Source organism: Oceanospirillum beijerinckii DSM 7166 (assembly GCF_000422425.1).
GTDB lineage: Bacteria > Pseudomonadota > Gammaproteobacteria > Pseudomonadales > Halomonadaceae > Oceanospirillum > Oceanospirillum beijerinckii.
Window position 1 is genome coordinate 37,723 of record NZ_AULT01000043.1, and the last position, 22,283, is coordinate 60,005.

The following is a 22,283-nucleotide window of genomic DNA, read 5'->3' on the forward strand; positions in this document are numbered from 1 at the left end:
GAGGTCTAATCAGATTGAAACAGGTCGAGTTGAAAAGTGGAACGGTTAAATCTTAATTTACTCAGGGCGTTGGTAGTGTTACTGGAGAGCCGAAATGTGACGCAGGCTGCCAACCGTTTGCATCTGACTCAATCGGCTATGAGTCGTCAATTGGGGCAATTAAGGGACTTCTTCAATGATGCGCTGTTGATCCGTGAAGGCAATGATTATCTGCTCAGTGCCCGTGCTCAGGTCTTGCTGCCCAAAGTGCAGCGTATTCTGGCTGATGTGGGTAGCTTATCTGACTCAGAAGGCTTTGACCCCAGTTCTTGTCAGAGACGATTTCGCTTTGCCTGTACTGACTACGTGGCTCAATTTATCTTTCCAGAAGTGTTACAACGTCTGCAGCAGCAAGCACCCGGTGTAGACATTATCTATCAGGTTCTGCAAAGTCAGGATTTGGAACAATTGGGGCAGTTACCACTGGATTTTATCTCGACGATGATACCTGCGGTACCGGAAAACCTGCATGGTATCGCTTTAGGGCAGGACCGGTCTGTGTGTTTAATGGCTGAGGATCATCCCTTGGCACAAAAGCAGGATTTAAACTTAGCTGAGCTGTTAGATTATCCCTTCGTACATATTAACAGCGGTGGTGATAAGGACTCTTTCTTTGATCGCACCTTGTCTCAGCAGGGATTGAGTCGCCGTATTCTGTTTGAGGTACCTTTCTTCTCTGCTGCATTTCAGGTGGTTTCTGATAGCCAGGCCTTGTTGATATTGCCGGAACATATCGCCCATAACGCCAGACGCTTTTTTTCGGTGACTTACTGTAATCTGCCGATGGTTTCTCCCGAGAATCACTATCACTTTTGCTGGCATGGGGTTCATCATCAGGACCCTGCTCACCAGTGGGTGCGTTTGTGCATTGCTGAACAGATCCGGCAGTCGATCTTTTCACCTCAGGCGATGGATAAATAGATCACTTGGTTTTTGGTCTGAGTCAATACGGGCCGATAAGCTCAGATTATTGGGTCAAGTGTTTTTATCCAGGAAGATGACTGATTTGGGTATGCATTAATTTCATGTGTTGCAGTGTGATATTGCATTTCTCGCATGGTTGGAGAGGGATTACACTGACGATCATTACAACGTGTTTTGTGTATTCAGGTTTGATTTGAGGGACTGACAATGACATTTACGGTTTGGCTGTCACTGGTTGCGATCTGCTGTTTAGGGGCAATGTCTCCTGGACCCAGCCTGGCAGTGGTTTTACGCCATACGATTGTAAACAGCCGTTTGCACGGCATTTTTGCAGCATTATCCCATGCGGTAGGTGTGGGGATCTGGGCTGTGTTAACGATATGGGGCTTAGCAATTCTGGTGACAAAAACACCGGTACTGTACCAGGTCATCACTTATGCCGGGGCGGCTTATCTGGCCTGGATGGGGTTTAAGGCGATTCGCTCCAGTGGGGGTGGTGAGTTGGCACTGGATAAACAACAGGCTCCATTAATGGATGCGGCTCGTGATGGTATTTCGATCTCTTTGCTGAACCCTAAGCTGGCAGTATTCTTTATCGCGCTGTTCTCGCAGTTTGTCTCCAGTGGTCAAACCTTGACCGATCAGCTGATTATGTTGGCTACGGCAGCGGGTATTGATGGTCTGTGGTACTGCATTGTGGCGATGGTACTGTCACACTCCAAGTGGATCGGTGTGCTGCAACGCAAGTCAGCTTTGATTGATAAAGTCAGTGGGGTGATTTTTATCGCTCTGGCTGTGAGAGTGGTGACGCTTTAGCAGCTGCTGTTAACAGGTCTTCAATGCGCTTTTAATGAACTTTAAAGCATTGGCAGGCATCTTCCCGTTGATACTGCGAAAATGCCCACGGAGCAAGGCTCCCTGGGCATTGGGTATCACGCGTGTGTCTGAAAGGATCAGAACTGTTTACTGTGTTGGACCTCTTGCCTCAGTTGCTGAGCCAGACTCTGAACACGATCTGCCGTGTGCTCCATCTGTTGCAGGCTCACACTGGTCAGAGCGGACTCAATCAAGAGCTGCAGCTCTGAGAAATGGTGCTGACCCACATGCTCAATCCCACTTTTGCTCAACTGCTGTTTGAAGGCTGAGACGACATCCTGGGCTTTCTGCTGTAATTCCTGGCTCATGATTCAGCCCCAGCCTTTTCTTCAACTTCCGGTACTGTCTTATCAGTAATCGGTTCATTAATAACCGGGACTTTCGGTTCTTTCTTCAGAACCTTCTCATCCACTTCATGGACATCAGTTGCGCGTCCTACCAATAGAGGGTCAGGAGGACATACCACATCTAGGTTTTTGTTCGGGTAAGGCATACTGTTCAGGATGTGCAGCATGGCATTGATACGGGCTCGTTTCTTATCATCAGATTTGATGGTCGTCCAAGGGGCATCAGCCGTATCAGTGTAGAAGAACATCGCTTCTTTGGCTTCAGTATAGGCATCCCATTTATCCAGAGAGGCCAAATCGATAGGGCTCAATTTCCACTGTTTCAGAGGGTCGAGACGGCGAGCCTGGAAGCGGCGCAGCTGTTCCTGACGGCTGACAGAGAACCAGAATTTAAACAGATGGATACCGTCACGCACCAACATGCGTTCCAGATCCGGTGCCTGACGCATAAATTCAAGATAGTCGGTGGAAGAACAGAAGTTCATCACACGTTCGACACCTGCGCGGTTATACCAGGATCGGTCAAACAGTACGATCTCGCCCTGTGTTGGCAGATGGTTGATATAGCGTTGGAAATACCACTGACCGGCTTCCTGCTCAGAGGGTTTTTCCAGAGCGACAATACGCGCACCACGGGGGTTGATGTGCTCCATAATACGCTTGATGGTGCCACCTTTACCGGCGGCATCACGGCCTTCAAACAAAATGACAACGCGCTGGCCGGTTTCTTTCACCCAGTTCTGCATTTTCAGCAGCTCGATCTGCAGCTCTTGCTTACGGGCTTCGTACTCAGCACGCCCCATTCTCTTGCTGTAGGGATAGCTACTCACAAGAGGCAGATTGCGTTTGCGGGGACGCTTGGTCGTATTACCCAGAGGTGGCGGTGGTGTCAGCATCTCAGAAACCTCATCCAGAGGGTGATTGCTGGGCTTGACCACGGGCTGTGCCTGCTGCTGTTCGGCAATTGGGTCGACTTTTGCTTCAGCGGGATCCGTCATCATTTTCTCCTTAAATATGGCCGATTTAAATCAGGTGACTCTATCTTTGAAACTACTAATAAAGAGCGGAAGGTACAAGTGTTTGTTACTCAATTATTACTAAAGCTGTATTTTCTTTGCATAATGTGACAGCTTAGTGATTAGTCAGATAAAGGTGATAATAAGATGAAGGAAAACACTGGTACATGGGGTAAGCCGGAGAAAGTTTAGGTTTTTTGCTCTTTAGTCTGGACTAAGCTTTTTTCCTTCAGTAAGTTAGCCTGTGACCTACCTATGGGTAGAAGGAATATAAAAAGCAGAGCAGTGGACGTTAGTTCAGGGCGATTATGAGGATGGATAGCTGCTATGAGCCTGCTACGGAAAAATATCTGGACACTATTCGGGATGCTGATTCTGGGTGGCTTTGGTTTTTTGCTACTGGTGTCTTATCTAAAATGGCAGTCCCTGAATGATGATTACCGTAAGCAACAACATAATCTGGTTGAGCTGGTGTCCAGTGCCAGTTATTCACTGTTTGTCCATCAGGAGATGGTGCTGGATATTTTGGGTAGGGAGTTGATCCGACCTGATGGATCTGCCATTAACCGGGCAGACGATCAAGCCTTTAAGAAAATCTTACATCTAAATCCTGATTTGGTGGGTGTGGGGTTACTGACACCGCAGGGCGAGATAACCTATATCAGTACGGATACCCCTCTGCACCTGTTACCTAATATGTTGGAACAGGAAACTACTCGAGACTCTTTTATTCACGCTGTGAATAGCGACAAAATGGTGTTAGGCCGAACTTACTTTATGTCAGGCTTAAATGAGTGGCTGATTCCTGTCCGTAAGGCGATACGGGATGAAACGGGAGAGGTAATCGCAGTGGTTGCCGCAGGCTTTCGCATAAAGGGGTCGAGCCGCTTCTTTAGCGACAAACTCCATTTGGGAGAATACAACCAGGTATCGCTGATTCGGGGATTTGACCGTTATATCCAGTTTCGATCCACTGATCAGGATGACTTCCAACGTCTTTATTCACTCTCTGTTGAACCTATCTATAAAAAAGTGTTGCAGCAACTGGAACAAAACTATGGTTTAACGCCTGAGCAGATTAAGGCCAGTGAGCAGGCCTATGACTTTGAGGTCTTTTACAATGACAAGGTGAGTCAGGGCGTTGCTAAGTATGATAGTCGTTATGAGCTTTGGGTATTGTCTGAGATAGAGCAGTCTCAGGTCGTGGCTGATTTTACCAAGGTCGTGCTGATCTATCTGGTCTTGTTTATCTCCTCGCAGTTTGTGCTTTATCTATTATTTCGCATTATTGCTAACGCGGAGAAGAAAAGACGTCAGGCGCTGATCTATCAGGCAACCCATGATGAGCTGACCGGCTTACCCAATCGGGGCTACCTGCAACAAAATATCGATCAGTGGATTAGACCTGACGCACCTGCTTTTAGTGTGCTCTATATCGATATGGATCACTTTAAAAGTGTCAATGACAGCCTTGGTCATGGCTTTGGTGATCATGTACTAAAAGAGCTGACACGTCGTTTAACGGCGGTTACTCCCGATGATGTGGTTCTGGTACGTCAAGGTGGTGATGAGTTTATTGCGCTAAACCCCTGTATCAATGATGCGCATCTGCAGGAACAGTCCCAGATGATCATTGATTCTCTCTCCCGCCCCTACGAGGTGAATGGTATTAGCTTTACTCTGGGGGTGAGTATAGGCATCGCTCAGTATCCTGAACACGGTGATAACCTGGATCAGCTACTACGAGCAGCCGATATTGCGATGTACGAGGCGAAAAAATACAGGAACAGTGTCTGTTTCTTTGCTTGTACCATGCAAGATGATTATCTGCATAAGGTTGTTATGGAGCAGGAGCTGCGTCAGGGGCTGGAGTCTAATGAGCTGCATATGGTGTATCAACCTCAGGTGACACAGGATGGCCAGGTATTTGGTGTAGAAGCCTTAGTGCGTTGGAATAATAAGCGCCTGGGTTTTGTTCCGCCGGACGAGTTTATCTCCGTTGCAGAGAATGCAGGCCTGATGCCTGCGTTGGGTGAGTTCATTACTCTGACAGCATTAAGGGAAATAAAGGCACTGCAGCAAAAGCTGGATTGTAAGCTGGATCTTTCTATTAATATCTCACTGCGTCAGTTTATGCAGCCTAACTTTCTGACTCAGTTACAGGATTGCCTGGCTGAAACGGATATGAGTCCTGACCGGATCACTCTGGAAATTACCGAAAGCCTGTTTATTGAAGATCTGGGTTATATTTTGCCGCTATTGTCCCAGGTACATGAGATGGGGTGTCATATCTCGATGGACGATTTTGGTACCGGCTTCTCATCACTGAGTATGTTACGCACCCTGCCGATGGATGAACTGAAAATTGATAAAAGTTTTGTCGATACCCTGTGTGCGAATGAAGCAGATCAAAAGTTAGTACAGAATATTATCGCAATTGGTAAAAACTATGGCATGACTGTGTTGGCTGAAGGGGTTGAGACGGAGCATCAGGCTGAGATGCTACGTCGCTTCGGTTGTGATCGTTTTCAGGGCTACCTGTTTTCCCGTCCCTTACCTCTGGATGAATTGGAGGTTTTTATTTTCAATCATTTTGAACCAGTGACTGACTGAGCGTCATAGTTGATTATCAAAAACTTTCCAAGGCGTTATAGTGTGCTGTTTGCGGTGGTTTCGTACTGTGCCCGACATTCTGCCGGTGCCATCTGGGTCCAGCGTTTAAAAGCACGGGAGAAGTTACTGACATGGGAAAACCCCAGGCGGTAACTGATTTCGGCAATGGGAATATGGGACTGACGGATATAGAGCAGTGCCAGTTCCTTTCTAACATCATCCACCAGTTGCTTATAACTACTGCCCTGTTCCTTTAGTTTGCGCTGTAATGTGCGGGTGCTGAGATTGAGTGAACGGGCAACGGATTCCATATCCGGCTCACCTTCAGGTAATACTTCCAGCAGACGATAGTAAACCCGGTTAACGATATCACTGCGGTCAAAGCGGGCGATATACTCCGCACAGATCTGGTCGTTTTTCTGAGCCAGCTCCGGGTTTGCAGTAGGCAGGGGTTCCAGCGCTGTTTGCAGATCAATATCCAGCCAGATAGTTTCCTGGTTCAGCTCTATGGGACATTTAAACATACGTTCAAAGGCCCCCATATCTTCCAGCGGCTCTTTACGTGGCAGGCCAATGCCCATGGGTTTAAAGCGACCGGGGTAAATATGGCGGCAGGTCAGAACGACTGTCGCTAAGAAGGCTTCGTATTGTTGATCGCCCAGGATCGGTGTATAGGCAGGATAGGTTTTTCCCCACAGACGAATTTTATCCTCGTAGCGGGTACAACGAGCGTAAGCACAGTTGGTAAAAACCTTGAAGTACTTCTCAACCCTGAGCAAACCTTCTTCAATATTGTTACCGGCCCAGATGGAAAAGCCCAACGCATGCCATGATGTCGGACGCATCATACGTCCGACATTCAAGCCGAATAGCGGGTCGTTACTGGCTTCGGCAGCAAGCTGGAACAGCCTGGAGGTTTTTGTTACCTCAAAGCGAGTATTAGGGTCTTGCAGCTTTTCCTGATCAAGACCAGCCTGTTGAAATAGAGGCGTGCTGTCGACACCATACTCTTCCAGTGCTCTGGAGATGGCAATTACCCAGCCGCAAACGGTAGTGGCGGTTTTGATCATAAATAAGCCTTTATTTCTTTTATTGTTTTTAGAAATTGCTAAAGAAATAGTGCGGGATTAGTCACAACAGTGCAATGTTTGCTATTAAGCATACGGTCTGTGTTGATTGATAATTATCAGGTTTTATTGGTTAATCATGCGGTGCCCAGTGGTTAAAGATAAAATTAGCGGTTAAAGATAAAAAAAGAGCGGTATTACTACCGCCCTAATTCGCCTCAAGGTCTTTAGGTACAAGGCGACCTATCGGCGTACCCTCCGCTTTTTTAATGCTGTTGTAATTCCATTCTGATCAGACCTTTTTTGAATAATGGTCATAAATACTTCACTTTGCTTGAGGCTAAGATCGCTTCTGAAATTAAGAAGCGCTGTACTCTGCCTCAAGCAGTGGCTTTTTTACCGGTTCAGATTTTTTCAACAGTAAGTGAGCCAGTGCAGGTAGTAGAATCAGTGCGCCCAGCATGTTCCAGACAAACATAAAGGTCAGCAGAATGCCCATATCGGCCTGGAACTTGATGGGAGACAGTGTCCAGGTGGCGACACCGATACCCAGTGTCAGACCTGTGAACGCGACGGCTTTACCAGTACTCTTCAGAGTCTGATAGTAGGCATCACTCAGGGGTAAACCTTGTTTCAAAAACTCCTCCAGACGGGTATAGATATAGATACCGTAATCCACACCGATACCCACGCCCAGTGCGATCACAGGCAGAGTCGCGACTTTTACGCCGATACCCAGAGCTGTCATCAATGCCTGACACAGCACAGAGGTCAGGGCCAGCGGTGCGATAATGCATACCACGGTACGCCAGCTACGGAAGGTGATAAAGCACAGCAGACTCACGACACCATAAACCCAGGCCAGCATCTCGTATTGCGCGCTGTCAATTACCATATTGGTTGCGGCTTCAATACCTGCGCTACCGGCGGCCAGCTTAAACTCAACGGCCATATCAGGATTTTGCTGGATAAACTGCTCAGCGCTGGCAACTACGGCACTTAAAGTCTCTGCTTTGTGATCGTCCAGATAGATCACTACAGGAACCAGATTACAGGCTCCGTTGATCATTCCCGGTGGTACATGCTTACCACTGGTGGCGGCATTCAGTACGTATTGATTAGGAATCAGCGTCGCCCATTTCAGGCTACCCTCGTTCATGCCGACAATACCGCGCTTGGCCACATCCACCATAGACACGACAGACTGGACACCGCTTGTGCTTTCCATATGCCACTGGAAGCGTTCGATATCCGCCAGGGGTTGATAGCTAACACACTGAGCATCGGCGGTTTTTGCCATCACCACAAAGACATCGGTACTGGTGGAGTAGTTGCTGGTGATAAAGTGGTTATCTTGGTTATAACGAGAGTCGGCACGCAGCTCCGGCGCACCGGCATCCAGATCACCAATCTTCAGATCCTGACTGTAGTAAGAACCCAGGGCAAAAGCAGCAATGGCGACAAGTACTGCAGTGGCGGCTGGTTTTGGTTGGGTAAACTGATTTAACAGAGCCCAAGGCTGCTCTTGTTTTTGGCTATCTCTATGTGCGTTCTTACCGTTTACACCGCTATAAGACAGCAGAATCGGTAGTAGAATCAGGTTGGTCAGCACGATGGTGGCCACACCCACACTCGCTGCAATAGCCAGGTCTTGAATCACTGCAATATCGATAATCATCAGGGTGACAAAACCCAGGCCATCACTGAATAGGGCGATAAAACCAGGGATATATAAAGCACGGAAAGCCTTACGGGCCGCCCAGACCTTATCGGTGCCTTTACCGGTTTCCAGGGCAATGGCATTGACCACCTGCACCCCGTGACTCACCGCGATAGCAAACACCAGGAAAGGCACCAGCATGGAGTAAGGGTCCAGGCCATAACCCAGGCTTTGCAGCAGGCCTTGTTGCCAGATCACTGCCACAATGGAACACAACAGCGGAATCAAAGTACCGCGCCAGCAGCGGGCATACAGATACAGCAGCACCAGAGTGATACCGATAGCCGCGACAAAAAATAGGGCGACTTGCACCGCCCCCTCAATCAGATCCCCTACCACCTTGGCAAAACCGGTGACATGGATCTGGATATTGCCGTGCTGGTATTTATCCCGCACCAGACGTTCAATATCCTGTGAAAGTTGCTGATAGTCGATGCTCTGGCCGGTTTTTGGGTCCACACTATAGAGTGGTGCCAGAATCATGGCGGACTTCAGGTTATTGGCGACCAGAGAGCCCACGGTACCAGATTTAAATACATTGTCTCTCAGTTGTTGCAGACTACCCTCAGAGCCGTCGTAGGTTTTGGGAATGACGGTGCCGCCGACAAAACCTTCTTCTGTCACTTCAGTCCAGCGGACATTAGGGCTCCAGATCGACTTCAGACCTGAGCGATCAACGCCATTAATAAAGAAAACTTCATCGTTGATCTGCTTCAGGGTTTCCTGAAACGCTTTATCAAAGATATCCCCTTCAGTGGTTTCTACCACGATACGCAGGGAATTACCTAAACCACTGAGGTCTTTTTTGTGTTCAAGAAAGTTGGCGATATAAGGATGATTAGCGGGAATCATCTTTTCAAAGCTAGCCGCTACCTTCATCTGGCTGGCCTGATAGGCAAAAAATGCCGTCAGAGCCAAACACAATAAAAGAATCGGCAGGCGCACACTAAACAGTGCTTTTTCAACAATCGCCTCTGAATCTTCCAGAGGATGCATAATATGATGGTCGATCAGATCGTCACGTTTACTCATCACTGATTCTCCTCTGTGGTTGATTTAGGTTTCTGAGCCGACTTGCCGCTCTGAACTGATAGGGGATCAAACGCCAAGGTGCGGATACCACCAAAACCCACCAGCGTCAGTTGATCCTGACCACTGCTATAGGCCGCACTAATGGGCAGAGCCCGTGACAGAGGATATTTAGCAAACTGGTTTGAGGACTCATCCAGGTTCGATAAGTCAGTGAGGTTTGAAATCGGTGTATGCCAGAGAGAACCGGAGCCACTTAACAGAATCAGGTGTTGATTATGGACCAGAGAGGCCATAACAGATTCATGGCCGGGCAGTATCAGTTGTGACCAGCTATCGCCACGATCCGATGAGATAAAGGCGTTGCCTCTCAGACCATAAGCCACCAGGTGATTATCGGGCAGAAGCTGAAAACCAAAGAAGGAGCCTTCATAGGGTGAGTCCAGTGCCTTCCAGCTTTGTCCCTGATCATCAGAGCGATACAGGGTGCCTGCTTCGCCGACCATTAACAGGGTTCGGCTATCCAGAGCCGCTATCTTGTTATAGTGGAAGCCATCCGGGTTGGGCACCTTCAGGTTGTGTACCTGCCAGTTTGTCCCGCCATCCTGAGTGGATAGCATCATGCCGTAGGCGCCCACAGCCCAGCCCTGTTGACGGTTATTAAACCAGACACTTAACAGAGGGGTACTCGGGCCATCTTCCAACGCCACTTCGGCATCTTCCAGTTTAAATTGCAGTGCTTCGAGGGCAATCTCTGCTTCCTCCTGTGCATCGCCAGACAGTTGATTGATCTGTTCTTCCAGTTTTTCGACGCTTTGCTGGTAATAGCGCACCACACGATGGTTGGTACGTTTACCATCGGTTTGCAACTGCCAGCTTTGGCCGCCATTCTGAGTATGCAGAATCACACCACTATGACCCACAGCCCAGCCGTATTGATCATCAACAAAAAACAGATCCGTTAATGCCACGCTGACCGGTGTTGGTATTTGCTGCCAGCTTTGGCCTTGATCCATAGAGCGTAGGATATAACCGCGATCTCCTGCCGCGATCAGAGCGTCGCCTGCCAGGGTAATGTCCAGCATTAACGCCCGTTCAGCTTTAGTGGATTGGCTGGAAGCGAGGCCAATACGATCGGTGCTGGCGTGGGCGTGTAGTCCCACAAGATCGGATAAACCGGGCGTATGACTTAAACCACTGGCAAGCAGGGTCAAAGAGCTGGCGAGTATCAAAGCGGAAGTAAGTTTTGATACCGGCCGACTCGCGGCCCGGAAAAAGCTTTGAATCATTTGACCTTGAAGGATCAAGGGGAGAAAAAAAGGTTTCTCAGGGTTAAAAGGAAGAGATGATGAGTGCTGTTGTTTTTCGATGCTTTGACTGCCCGTTTCTGATAAGCCTTGTGTTATCAATTGAGCATCCACGCATTTCCCAGTAAGCCCTCTGATAGCCAGAGAGTAATGGCGGAGATTAATCATGCTGGTATAACCTAATTATTATCATTATTTTGCAGGCTGCAGGGGTAATAGCCCGAAGCAGCTAGGCGATGGTGTTAATCATAAAGAGGCAAAACCAGTACAAAGACTCTTTAGACGCCAACTTATTATCTGTATGCTCCATAGAGATCACTAAAAGCGACTTTAGGGTCACCTAAAGGCGTAGCGTAAAAGACTAAAAGCTCTTTGTGTGTATGTGGTATTTTTATAGTTAAAAACTATTAAGATGAGTGACTTATGAGCCAAATTTTCACCGGTCGGGTGGTTCTGCTGACAGCCATTGGTTATGGATTGCTGGGGTATATCGGCCAGCTGATCGCCATCCCCCCTGGCTTTGCCACTGTGATCTGGCCTGCTTCGGGCCTGGCACTAGGGGCCGTGCTGGCGTTTGGCCTGCGCGCGTTACCAGGGGTGTTTCTTGGCTCCTTCTTAATCAATATCTATATCGCCTCAGATCCTGAGCAAGGTGTGTGGCTGTTTGAGATACCGGCATTAATTGGTTTGAATGCCATGCTCCAGGCACTGGTCGGGCGTTGGCTGATATGTCGGTTTATTGGCTTTCCTTTTGCTTATCAAAGGCCTGCGTTAGTTGTCCGTTTTCTATTGCTGGGTGGCTTAGTCAGTACACTGGTCAATGCGTCGCTCAGTAACTTTGTGCTATGGCAATTCGGCATCCTGTCTGGCCAGGCCATATGGGTTAATTGGCTCAGCTGGTGGGCAGGCGATTCTATCGGCATTATTCTGGTTATCCCTTGGTTGTTGGTGCTTTTCGCCCGTTATGCTAAGGCGCCTTTGCTGAAAGGGCGATTTATCCTTTCTGTCTTAAGCGGTATCGCACTATTTACCATTCTATTCAGTGTGTTGGCCACTCAGGTGGAAAAGCAGAAGCAGCACAATGAGTTTGTTAATAACTCTGATTTGCTCGCGCAGTCATTGACGGCCCGGCTACATGATGCGTCCAACGTGCTATACAGCATGTCCGGTTTTATCCTAAGTCAACAGACTCAGTCTTCTGCTGAAGAAGGCTTATCTTCAAACGCTCAGTCATCCATATCTCAACAGACCCGTGCCCCGGGTCTCACGCCCCAACAGTTCCATGTGTTTACTCAGGATATTCTGAAGCGTAATCCAACGCTGCACGGTTTGTCGTGGAATCTTAATGTACCGGGTACTCAGCTTGAGACATTTTCAGCACGTATGAACCAGCTGTATCAGACGTTTGATAGCGATATACATTTTGGTGTAACCGAGCGTAATCAGAACAAGGTCCTGCAACCCGCAACGCCGCGTAATCAGCACGTAGTGGTCAGCTTTATTGAGCCTCTAGGCAACAATCGTAAGGCGTTGGGTTATGACGTGTACTCCCAGGAGGATCGCCGCTTTGCATTGGATAAGGCGTGGCAGAGCCGCCAGGCTTACCCGACAGAACCGATCTCTTTAATTCAGGAGCAAGGCCGTCAGGCCGGTGTACTCATGTTCCTGCCGGTTGTAGAGTCTGTCGCTTCATTAGGGCATGATCAGCTATTAGGTTATGCCACTGCTGTGATCAGGGTTAATGATTTGGCTGATTTGGCTTTTGGTGAGTGGGTTTTGCCCAATACAGGTATTGCTTTGATTGATCCTGAAGCCGATAAGGAAAAAGCACTGCTCTACAGCAAGGGCCTTACAGCGGATCAACGTAACGAATTGATCAAACAGATGCGCTCTCAGGGTGATATTTTGGCTCAGCATACCTTAGAGCTGGATGCTTTCCCTATGTATAAGATCCACCGGGTGAATGTGGGTGCAAGGCACTGGTGGTTAGTTCAGGTCAGTGCAAATGCCTATATTTACCAGCCTTGGGGAGTACATATTCTATTGGCCGGAGGAGTACTTTTCTCCGGTCTGCTGGGCTGGTTTATGCTGATTATTGCCGGTCATACTCATGAAATTGAACATCAGGTCGCGGTACGCACTCAGGATCTGTCGCTGGCTAATGAAAAGTTGATTCGATCTGAGCAGTTACAACAGGAAGCGAAGTTGCGGGCAGAGGAGGCGAGTCAGGCGAAAAGCGAATTTCTGGCAAATATGAGCCATGAGATTCGAACGCCGCTGAATGGTGTTATCGGTATGCTGGATTTAATGCTGGATGACCAGCAAAGCCCTGAAAATCGGCAGATGCTAACCGTGGCAAAAGACAGTGCTGATAGTCTGCTGACAGTGATTAACGATATTCTTGATTTCTCCAAAATTGAAGCGGGTAAGCTGGATTTAAATACCACAGATTTTGATCTACTGGATCTGCTGGAAGGTTTGGGCAACCAGTTTGTGCTGGCGGCCGAAGAGAAGGGGGTAGAGTTGCTATGCCCCGCTAATATTTTGTCTTCCTCTCTGGTTCATGGCGATCCAGATCGTTTAAAGCAGATCCTGAGCAATCTTGTCAGCAATGGGATTAAGTTTACCCATCACGGTCAGGTCAGCGTATCGTGCACTGTAGAGCATAAAGATGATCTGATGTATTTGTGCTTTGAAGTGTCAGACACGGGGATCGGTATGAGCCTGGAGCAGCAGAGCCACCTGTTTGAGCGTTTTACTCAGGCTGATACATCGATCACGCGACAATATGGTGGCACAGGTTTAGGGCTGGCGATCTCTCATCAGCTGGTGAATATGATGGACGGTACACTGACCGTCTCCAGTATGGAGGGGCATGGCTCATCCTTTGTTGTTCGTCTGGTGCTACCTGCTGTAAGTGATCTGCTGCTGGAAGATCAGGTGGGCGGTAACGGATTGTCAGGTTTGTCTGTATTGTACTTCAGGGCACCGAGTGCCTCTGCTGATCTGGTTGAGCAGTGGTTTGAAGGTAACGACGTGGATTATCAGGTGTGCTCAGGGCTTGCGGAGTTAGCCGCTATAGAAAAGCGGCAATATCGTTTCAATGTGCTGTTGGTTGACACCAGTGTCGCCGAAGCCTTGTATTTAAAACCTCATTTTCTGGCTCAATGGTTGAGCGATGTGACCTGCCGCATCCTGATCACGCCTTATAGTCAACAGAATGAGGTGACTGATCTATCGAACCTGTTTAACCATCAGTTATATCGACCTATTTCCCTAAGGCAACTGGATTCAGTACTGAACCAGGCCAGTCAAGCCGTTGAAGCTCTGCCTAAGCAGGATGTCAGGAGCACCTGTATTGATCGGCGGTGCAGGGTGTTGCTGGTGGAAGATAATCCAACCAATTTGGTAGTGGCTCAGGAGATGCTGGCGCGCTTGGGTGTCGAGACCTGTGAAGCGGGCAATGGCCAGGAAGCCTTAGACCGGTTAAGCAAGGAGCACTTTGATCTGGTGTTGATGGATTGCCAGATGCCCGTCATGGATGGTTATAAGGCAACACAACTGATCCGAAGTGAGCAGAGCAGAGTACTGAATCATGAGGTGCCGATAGTCGCAATGACAGCACATGCCCTGGCGGGAGATAAAGAGAAATGCCTGGCGGTTGGCATGGATGATTATATCGCCAAACCGGTGACTTTAAGTGCTATTGAGACGGTGCTGGCACGTTGGCTATCAGAGGAGAAAGCGCCGGATACAGTGAACTCCAGTGCGACGAACTCACACAGTGCATTTACTGAAGCAGATGAAAACGGGACATCTGAGTCTGGCATTGAGACCGATTCTGAGGCCGAGATGGGGGGAGAGGTGAAGGATGACAATACCAAGGATCCGAAAGAAGGTTGTCAGATCTTTGATGAAGCTCACTTAACCAGTCTGTTACTGAACGATCATGTTTTGATTAATAAGGTGATTACGACATTCCTGGCGGATATGCCCAATAACTTTGATATGTTGAACCAAGCCTTTCAGGATGGGAGGTATACGACGGTCTGTAAGCAGGCGCATAAAATTAAAGGCGCTTCGGCAAACGTTGGGGGAATGCGCCTGAATCAACTGGCTTGTGAGATTGAAACCTTGAGTAAAACTGATCGACCGGACGTTGCGCAATTAGGTGCTTTGCTGGCTGAAATGGAATCCTGTTTCCAGCAGCTGACAGAGGCTTTAGAGAAAAAACAGCAAGAGATAGATGCATGAAAGTCATAATCGCGGATGATGATCCAACCACTCAGATGATATTGACAGGGATCGTATCTAAACAAGGTTATGAGCCGCTGTTAGCTGCCGATGGTGAGGAAGCCTGGGCGCTGTTGCAAAGCAGCTTAGAGCAGGATGATTCCTGTTTGATGCTGATCGATTGGGAGATGCCGGTTTTAAACGGTATTGAGCTCTGTCAGCGAATCCAGCAACAGGAATTTATGACACCGCCTTATACTATCTTGATTACCGGGCGTAATGATGTGGAGGATATTGTTGAGGGACTGGAGCAAGGTGCAGATGATTATATCTGTAAGCCGTTTAAGGTGACTGAGTTGGTTGCCCGTATCAAGGTGGCTAAGCGAACATTGGATCTGCATCATGAGCTGAATCTTGTACGACAAAGGTTAAGTCATCAGGCTAATTATGATGATCTGACCGGGCTGTTAAACCGCAGAGCGGCTTTTGATATGCTGGAAAAAGAGTTTGCCCGGGCGCAACGCTCTGGAGATGAACTACATGTGGCTATTTGTGATGTTGATAACTTTAAAACGATCAATGATACCTACGGTCATTTCTCCGGTGATATAGTGTTACGGGAAATTGCGGGCAGAATGAAGGAGCTGATGCGCAGTTACGATATTGTTGCTCGGATTGGGGGCGAGGAGTTTCTAATCGCTTTCAGTGGTAACCAGCTCAATGGTCAGGATACTTTTGAGCGCTTACGGTTGTGTATTGCTGATAAACCTATAGTCATTGATAACGGGGAGCTGTCCGTTTCCATCAGTGTTGGTGCAATTACATTTTCTTCACCTCTTGGTAGTATCATCAAGTCTCTTGAACTGCACGACATATTGCTTAAGGCGGATGAGCATCTGTATCAGGCTAAGGGAGCGGGTAAGAATTGCACAGTGAGCACAATTCTTACTACAGAGCATGGTTGATATTGTTTCTCTTCAGATTCGGTGTTTTAGGGTATTCGTTCTGATGAGTTCTGCCGCTTTTTCAGCAATCATCACTGTGGGGGCGTTGGTATTGCCACCGATTAAGGTTGGCATGATAGAGGCATCCACAACACGTAAGCCTTCTGTGCCTTTTACTCTGAGTTGATGATCGACCACGGCCAGAGGATCTGAATCCGGCCCCATCTTGCAGGTGCCAACCGGGTGATACTGAGTATCTGCCCGGTTGCGGATATCTTCAATCACGGCTTCAGGATCGTTGGCATTGACAGGGTATAAAGGTTTACCGCGATAACGATCAAAGGCTTTGGCTTCCAGAATATTTCTCTGTAAGTGCCAGCCTTTCACCATCAGGTGCAGATCTTTTTCATCGGCAAAGAAGTTCGGATCAATTAATAAACTGTCATTGGGACTATTACTGGCCAGAGTCACCTTGCCTCGGCTTTTCGGGCGTAACACAGTGATATGGCTACTAAAACCATGGCCCAGTCGTAGCTTGCGGTTATGGTCATCGACCATGCCTACAACAAATACCAGCTCCAGATCCGGTACTTCTAGCTCAGGCTCTGACTTTACAAAACCAATGCCTTCGGCAAAGTTACTGGTCACCCGACCTTGGCGCTTTAGCTGCCACTGCGGGATAGCTTTCGCCATTGAAACAGAACAGTTCAAGGAGTAACCAAAAGTACTACCGTCGCTTCGGGCGCGGTAAACATGCACCAGATCAATATGATCCTGTAGGTTTTCACCCACGCCAGGCAGATCATGTACTTGAGGGATATTATGTTGTTGTAGCTCTTTTGAAGGGCCAATACCGGAGAGTTTTAAGATATGTGGAGAGCCAAATGCTCCAGCGCTTAGAATCACTTCTTTATGAGCGAATATCTGACGTGTTTGCCCCTTTTTACTGAATTCAATCCCGATCGCTTTTGGTAGTGTGCCGTTATCTGAGGCATGACTGAGATCCTTATCAAACAAAACCTTATGAGTTAATGCCCGTGTAATCACAGTAAGGTTGGGGCGATCCAGATTCGGTGTTAGATAGGCCTTGGCGACACTGCAGCGTTCACCGTTTTTCTGTGTTACCTGAGTGGTCATCACGCCGAACTGTTCTGCGCCATTCACATCCGGGTTAAAGGGAATGCCGTTTTCTTCACTGGCTTGAATAAAGATCTGATTGAGTGGGCTGGGGCATTGCAGATTCGTCACATTAAGTGGGCCGTTTTTGCCGTGGTACTCATCCTGAATGACTTCGTTATGTTCGGCGCGGATAAAGTAAGGCAAGATTTCATCGTAACTCCAACCGGGGTTACCCAGTTCAGACCAGTGATCATAGTCCCAGCGGTGTCCTCGGGCATACATCATGGCATTAAGTGAGCTGGAGCCACCCAGGCTTTTGCCTCTGGGTTGATAACCCCTGCGTCCATTCAGACCTTTTTGTGGCACTGTCTCAAAGGCCCAGTTATTGATGCGGGTGGGCAACATGGCGGCTACGCCTGCTGGGGCATGAATCAGCACATTGCTGTCTTTTTTACCGGCTTCCAGTAAGCACACCCGGATATTGGGATCTTCCGATAGGCGGCTGGCTATTACACAACCGGCTGAGCCTGCTCCTACCACGATGTAGTCATAGTTCTCTATCGACATGGTTCCACTCTTGTTGTTTTTGTTAAGCGATGCTCGGTTCTTGTACTGACCTGATTGATCAGATGATTAAATGAACTTGAGTACTGAGAGGTGTGTCCATCAGCCACTTAAGTAAAAGCGGTTTAGTTATCTTTGAACAGACAGTGATAGAGGGTGGAAGAGTTTAAATCACAGCAGATAACTTATTGTGATCAGCTAAAGATAAGTTGCTTTTATCTTATTTATCAATTAACTAAGCAAGTTGTGGTTTTTCTTTAGATGCATTGTCTTATCTTTTTACGCCATTTCTGATGATACGAAGTTGGCGCGCAGGGATTCCAGTCTACGCATTCAGCTGACATACCATGCTGGCACAGCAACCAAAACAGCCTTATCTGACGCAGGCTTTACACTGCCTGGTATAGAGCAAGGTGTCTGTTTTGGCATCAACAAAACCAACGAGCTGAATGCCTTATTAGGTAGGACAATCTATGAAGTATAATAAAAACAATATTCAGGGCATGAATGCCCGCTCTGCCGGAATGACGAAGAGTAAGCTAAATGCCGCGATTGCTGCGGTTCTGTTTAGCAGTACTTTGGTAAGTGCTCCCGCACAAGCTTTTGACTTCACTCTAGGTGAAGTGGAAGGTACTCTGACTTCTCAAATCTCAGCAGGTGCCAGCTGGCGAATGGAAGATGCGTCTAAGGATCTCTATGCCCCCGGTAACGGTGGTACGGCAGGCCGTAGTAATACCTCAGATGATGCCACTCAAAACTTTGAAAAGGGTGAAACTTTTTCTCAGATTATCAAGGGGGTACATGATCTTGAGCTGACCTATGAGAACTACGGTGCCTTTATCCGTGGTAAGTATTGGTACGATGCAGAGATGAAAGATGGTAAACGTGCTCATGGCCACTTAGGCAACAACTATGAAGCGAATACCGCACTGAACGATGATAATTTCAGTGACTTTGCCAAATTCTCGGGGGCTGAGCTACTGGATGCCTTTGTGTATGGTTCCTTTGAAATCGGTGATAAACCGCTGGACGTACGCCTGGGTAAACAGGTGGTCAGCTGGGGTGAAAGTACCTTTATTCAAGGTGGTGTAAATTCTATTAACCCTGTTGATGTCTCTGCCTTCCGCCGTCCTGGTGCTGAGATTAAAGAAGGTTTGCTGCCGGTTAATATGCTGTTTGCCAATATGGGGCTGACCGATAACCTGAGTGTGGAAGGTTTCTATCAGCTGGAGTGGGCAAAAACCGAGATTGATGGTTGTGGAACCTACTTCTCTACCGCCGACTTTGCTGCTGATGGCTGTAACGGCGTAACCTTCGCCTCCAGCCTGCCGGATGCGCAGAGCCTGATGGTGCCAGGCGCTAAACTGAGTCGTCAGGTGGATAATACGCCTAAAGATTCTGGTCAATTTGGTTTTGCTCTGCGTTATTACGCAGAAGATGTGGATACCGAGTTTGGCGCCTACTACCTGAATTATCACAGCCGTTCACCTTATATTAATGGCTATCGTTCGAATACCGGGTTTAACTCTTTAGCCGTAACAGGGGATATGGATCTGGATTTTGACGGTTCCTACCAGATCGCCTTCCCGGAAGATATTCAGGTGTTGGGCTTAACTGCTGCAACAAATCTGGGTTCCTGGGCTGTATCTGGTGAGATGAGCTATCGCCCGGATATGCCGATTCAAATTAATGGTAATGACCTACTTTATAGTCTGCTGACCGATGGTATTACTGGTGCGGGTGCCGTAGATGATCTTTTGGCCGTTGCTGCTCCTGGTGATGAAGTTGAAGGTTTTGATAAATACGATGTGGTGCAACTACAAGCCACTGCGCTGAAATTTTTTGATCAGGTGCTGGGTGCCAGTCGTCTGACATTGGTGACTGAAGCGGGTATGACTTATATCAATGACTTTAATGATGCCAGTGAAGGCGGGCACCGTTATGGTCGTAACTCCGTATTTGGTACTGCCGCACCGGGGGTGGGCGATGGTTTTGTCACCGACTTTGCCTGGGGTTATCGTGCACGTGCCAACCTGCGTTACAGTGATGTATTCTCTGGTGTCAATCTGACGCCATCCATTGCCTGGTCTCATGATGTAAAAGGTTACTCTCCTGCTCCTGCGCAGCAATTTAACGAAGGTCGTCGAGCGGTCAGCCTGGGTCTGAAAGCGGACTACATGGACACCTATACCGCCAGTATTTCTTACACCAATTACTTTGGTGGCGATTTTAATGAGCTGAAAGACCGTGATTTTGTGTCATTAACCGTTGGTGCTTCGTTCTAAGCGTGGATTTGCAGAGGTTTAATATAATGTTTAAGAAAAATAAAATTGCTAAAGCGTTAATGATCAGTGGTCTGCTGTCCAGTGCTATGTTCGTAAATGGTGTGATGGCGGCGGTAAGCTCAACAGAAGCTGCCAAGCTAGGTCAGGAGCTGACTTATATTGGTGCGGAAAAAGGGGCAAATGCTGATGGTACTATTCCCGCCTGGGATGGTGGTTTGACGAACTTTACCGATGGACAAAACCCGTTTGCCAGCGACCAGCCGCTGTTTACTATTACCGCTCAGAATCTGGATCAATATAAAGATAAACTGTCAGCTGGTCAGCTTAAAATGTTTGAAAAGTACCCAGATACTTACCAAATGCCAGTTTACCCAACACGTCGTACAGCATCGTATCCTCAAAAGGTTTATGACCTGGCGAGAAAGAATGCCACAACGACTGAACTGGCTTCTGGTGGTAACGGTTTAAGTAACTTTGATGAAACCGTACCTTTTGCGATTCCGCAAAATGGACTGGAAGTAATCTGGAACCACATCACTCGGTATCGTGGTGGCTCGGTGGGGCGCACTATGGCTGTAGCACCGGTGCATGCCAACGGCGACTATACTATCTATCGTATCGAAGATAAGTTGGTTTGGCCCCAGTATCTGTCAGATGGTTATGAAGCAGATAAAGACAGTAATATGCTGTTTTACTTCACTATGACGGCACTGGCTCCTGCGCGCTTAACCGGTAATGTGTTGTTAGTGCATGAAACACTGGATCAAGTAAAAGAAGCCCGTAAGTCCTGGGTTTATAACGCCGGTCAGCGACGTGTGCGCCGTGCACCGCAGGTGTCCTACGACGGTCCAGGTTTTGCAGCCGACGGCCAGCGTACTTCTGATAACTTCGATATGTACAATGGTGCACCGGATAAATACAACTGGAACCTGATTGGCAAGCAAGAGCTGTATATTCCTTATAACTCGTTTGATCTGGCATCTAAAGAGTTGAAGTATGAAGATATTTTGCAGCCTGGTCACCTGAATCCAGAACATACCCGCTACGAGTTACACCGAGTGTGGGTTGTTGAAGCTGATCTGAAAGAGGGTGAGCGTCACATCTACGCTAAGCGTCGTTTATATATCGATGAAGATACCTGGCAGGCAGCGGTAGTGGATCACTACGACGGTCGTGGTCAGCTATGGCGTTTGGCGGAAGCCCATAAGGTTCAGTATCAAGCGGGTCATGCTCCTTGGTACGCCATGGAGACTCTACATGATCTGTTGTCAGGGCGTTATTTGACAACGGGTATGACTAACGAAGAGAGTGTCGGTTTGGAGTTTGGTATAAAGGCCAAGCGCTCAGATTTTACCCCTGCGGCGATTCGTCGTGCGGGTAAACGCTAGATCTATATTTTAATCGCATAGCTTTAAAAAGAATTACAGTTAACGGTAACTCTCTACTCCCGTTCCCCCGGCTTGGTTTCAGGCCGGGGGTTTTTATTTGTGATGAATTATTATTGTTCTACCTCTATTCCGACTGGCTCCTATATGATGAGTTATATATTTTTCAGAATATTAAGGGTTTAGTGAAATGTCAGAGTTGAATATTCGTGCTGCAACAATTGCGGATGCCCAGCAGATCATGCAGTTTATTATCGAGTTGGCAGAGTATGAAAAAGCCAGAGATGAGGTGAAAGCTTCAGTAAAAGATATCGAACAATCCCTGTTTTCAGGTTCGGCAACGGCAAAAGCCCTTATTTGTGAGAAGGATGGCCAGGCTATCGGTTTTGCAGTGTACTTCTACAACTATTCAACTTGGCTGGGATGTAACGGTATCTATCTGGAAGATCTGTATATCACACCAAGCAGCCGGGGCTCAGGTGCTGGTAAAGCACTTTTGAAGTATCTAGCGAAGAAAGCCGTTGATGAAAATTGTGGTCGTTTTGAATGGAGTGTATTGGACTGGAATACTCCGGCGATTGAGTTTTATGAATCCTTTGGTGCTAAAGCGCTGAATGAATGGGTTGGTTATCGTTTAACTGGTAAGGCCTTAAAAGCCTTTGCCGAAAGTTAAATCCGACAGCTGCTGATAGGGCCCTGTTTGGTTGTGATTTTGTACTCCTGAAACTTTTTTACAAAAAAGTGAAAATAGGGGTTGTGCTTTGGTCTTCCGTGCGTATAATACGCCCTCGCTGTCACGGGGTAAGACCTCAAAC

Annotated in this window: 14 protein-coding genes; 8 read left to right on the forward strand and 6 right to left on the reverse strand. The window is 47.8% G+C overall.

Translation table 11 applies throughout. The features are described 5' to 3' along the window. The first annotated feature begins 36 nt into the window (after positions 1 to 36). The gene (locus H579_RS0113275; RefSeq protein WP_028301088.1) at positions 37 to 960 is read left to right on the forward strand and encodes a LysR family transcriptional regulator; all 924 of its coding nucleotides are present in this window, start codon (positions 37 to 39) and stop codon (positions 958 to 960) included. Positions 961 to 1,170: 210 nt separating this feature from the next. Then, positions 1,171 to 1,779 (forward strand): LysE family translocator, encoded by a 609-nt coding sequence (locus H579_RS0113280; protein ID WP_028301089.1) that lies wholly within the window; start codon positions 1,171 to 1,173, stop codon positions 1,777 to 1,779. Positions 1,780 to 1,916: 137 nt separating this feature from the next. Here H579_RS0113280 and H579_RS0113285 read toward each other — a convergent pair whose 3' ends face one another. Together H579_RS0113285 and ppk2 are read right to left on the reverse strand one after the other, a co-directional pair. After that, on the reverse strand, positions 1,917 to 2,147 hold the full coding sequence (locus tag H579_RS0113285) for a hypothetical protein (protein ID WP_028301090.1): 231 nt from the start codon (positions 2,145 to 2,147) through the stop codon (positions 1,917 to 1,919). After that, positions 2,144 to 3,184, reverse strand: a complete 1,041-nt coding sequence (gene ppk2, locus H579_RS25600; RefSeq protein ID WP_245583271.1) for a polyphosphate kinase 2 — start codon at positions 3,182 to 3,184, stop codon at positions 2,144 to 2,146. Before ppk2 ends, H579_RS0113285 begins: the two co-directional genes overlap by 4 nt. A 345-nt stretch (positions 3,185 to 3,529) precedes the next feature. On the opposite strand from ppk2, the gene H579_RS0113295 reads away from it, so the two are divergent. Continuing rightward, entirely contained in the window at positions 3,530 to 5,815 is a 2,286-nt protein-coding gene (locus tag H579_RS0113295; protein WP_028301091.1) for a bifunctional diguanylate cyclase/phosphodiesterase, read from the forward strand. A 35-nt stretch (positions 5,816 to 5,850) separates the two neighbouring features. On the opposite strand, the gene H579_RS0113300 is transcribed toward H579_RS0113295, so the two are convergent. The 3 genes from H579_RS0113300 to H579_RS27935 all read right to left on the reverse strand — a co-directional run bounded on the left by H579_RS0113300 (position 5,851) and on the right by H579_RS27935 (position 11,106). Beyond that, complete coding sequence (locus H579_RS0113300; protein ID WP_028301092.1) at positions 5,851 to 6,885, reverse strand: AraC family transcriptional regulator; 1,035 nt, start codon at positions 6,883 to 6,885, stop codon at positions 5,851 to 5,853. 355 nt (positions 6,886 to 7,240) lie between these two features. Beyond that, on the reverse strand, positions 7,241 to 9,634 hold the full coding sequence (locus tag H579_RS0113305) for an efflux RND transporter permease subunit (RefSeq protein ID WP_028301093.1): 2,394 nt from the start codon (positions 9,632 to 9,634) through the stop codon (positions 7,241 to 7,243). Continuing rightward, positions 9,634 to 11,106: a WD40/YVTN/BNR-like repeat-containing protein gene (locus H579_RS27935; RefSeq protein ID WP_084624120.1), complete on the reverse strand. Its 1,473-nt coding sequence runs from the start codon at positions 11,104 to 11,106 to the stop codon at positions 9,634 to 9,636. The genes H579_RS0113305 and H579_RS27935 overlap by 1 nt, the downstream gene beginning before the upstream one ends. 255 nt (positions 11,107 to 11,361) lie before the next feature. On the opposite strand from H579_RS27935, the gene H579_RS27940 reads away from it, so the two are divergent. Further along, complete coding sequence (locus H579_RS27940) at positions 11,362 to 15,192, forward strand: CHASE domain-containing protein (protein WP_051227618.1); 3,831 nt, start codon at positions 11,362 to 11,364, stop codon at positions 15,190 to 15,192. Beyond that, positions 15,189 to 16,136, forward strand: a complete 948-nt coding sequence (locus H579_RS0113320) for a GGDEF domain-containing response regulator (protein ID WP_028301094.1) — start codon at positions 15,189 to 15,191, stop codon at positions 16,134 to 16,136. Before H579_RS27940 ends, H579_RS0113320 begins: the two co-directional genes overlap by 4 nt. A 12-nt stretch (positions 16,137 to 16,148) precedes the next feature. Here the strand turns inward: H579_RS0113320 and H579_RS0113325 are convergent, their stop codons facing one another. Next, positions 16,149 to 17,801, reverse strand: coding sequence for a GMC family oxidoreductase (locus H579_RS0113325; RefSeq protein WP_211224718.1), 1,653 nt, complete (start codon positions 17,799 to 17,801; stop codon positions 16,149 to 16,151). A 470-nt stretch (positions 17,802 to 18,271) separates the two neighbouring features. Between H579_RS0113325 and H579_RS0113335 the strand changes: the two genes are divergently transcribed. The 3 genes from H579_RS0113335 to H579_RS0113345 all read left to right on the forward strand — a co-directional run bounded on the left by H579_RS0113335 (position 18,272) and on the right by H579_RS0113345 (position 22,141). Then, a complete protein-coding gene (locus H579_RS0113335; RefSeq protein ID WP_245583272.1) occupies positions 18,272 to 20,083 on the forward strand; it encodes a DUF1302 domain-containing protein in 1,812 nt (603 codons plus the stop codon). Positions 20,084 to 20,109: 26 nt separating this feature from the next. Continuing rightward, positions 20,110 to 21,471: a DUF1329 domain-containing protein gene (locus tag H579_RS0113340; protein WP_036566286.1), complete on the forward strand. Its 1,362-nt coding sequence runs from the start codon at positions 20,110 to 20,112 to the stop codon at positions 21,469 to 21,471. 187 nt (positions 21,472 to 21,658) lie between these two features. Further along, a complete protein-coding gene (locus tag H579_RS0113345; protein ID WP_028301099.1) occupies positions 21,659 to 22,141 on the forward strand; it encodes a GNAT family N-acetyltransferase in 483 nt (160 codons plus the stop codon). Positions 22,142 to 22,283 lie beyond the last annotated feature (142 nt).

What these genes read in the sequence shown, in the direction of transcription:
- H579_RS0113300 (WP_028301092.1), bottom strand. Translation starts at nt 6,885, where the DNA reads ATGATCAAAACCGCCACTACCGTTTGCGGCTGGGTAATTGCCATCTCC.
- H579_RS0113320 (WP_028301094.1), top strand. Translation starts at nt 15,189, where the DNA reads ATGAAAGTCATAATCGCGGATGATGATCCAACCACTCAGATGATATTG.
- H579_RS0113335 (WP_245583272.1), top strand. Translation starts at nt 18,272, where the DNA reads ATGAAGTATAATAAAAACAATATTCAGGGCATGAATGCCCGCTCTGCC.
- H579_RS27935 (WP_084624120.1), bottom strand. Translation starts at nt 11,106, where the DNA reads ATGATTAATCTCCGCCATTACTCTCTGGCTATCAGAGGGCTTACTGGG.
- H579_RS0113305 (WP_028301093.1), bottom strand. Translation starts at nt 9,634, where the DNA reads ATGAGTAAACGTGACGATCTGATCGACCATCATATTATGCATCCTCTG.
- H579_RS0113345 (WP_028301099.1), top strand. Translation starts at nt 21,659, where the DNA reads ATGTCAGAGTTGAATATTCGTGCTGCAACAATTGCGGATGCCCAGCAG.
- H579_RS27940 (WP_051227618.1), top strand. Translation starts at nt 11,362, where the DNA reads ATGAGCCAAATTTTCACCGGTCGGGTGGTTCTGCTGACAGCCATTGGT.
- H579_RS0113295 (WP_028301091.1), top strand. Translation starts at nt 3,530, where the DNA reads ATGAGCCTGCTACGGAAAAATATCTGGACACTATTCGGGATGCTGATT.
- ppk2 (WP_245583271.1), bottom strand. Translation starts at nt 3,184, where the DNA reads ATGACGGATCCCGCTGAAGCAAAAGTCGACCCAATTGCCGAACAGCAG.
- H579_RS0113285 (WP_028301090.1), bottom strand. Translation starts at nt 2,147, where the DNA reads ATGAGCCAGGAATTACAGCAGAAAGCCCAGGATGTCGTCTCAGCCTTC.
- H579_RS0113340 (WP_036566286.1), top strand. Translation starts at nt 20,110, where the DNA reads ATGTTTAAGAAAAATAAAATTGCTAAAGCGTTAATGATCAGTGGTCTG.
- H579_RS0113280 (WP_028301089.1), top strand. Translation starts at nt 1,171, where the DNA reads ATGACATTTACGGTTTGGCTGTCACTGGTTGCGATCTGCTGTTTAGGG.
- H579_RS0113325 (WP_211224718.1), bottom strand. Translation starts at nt 17,801, where the DNA reads ATGTCGATAGAGAACTATGACTACATCGTGGTAGGAGCAGGCTCAGCC.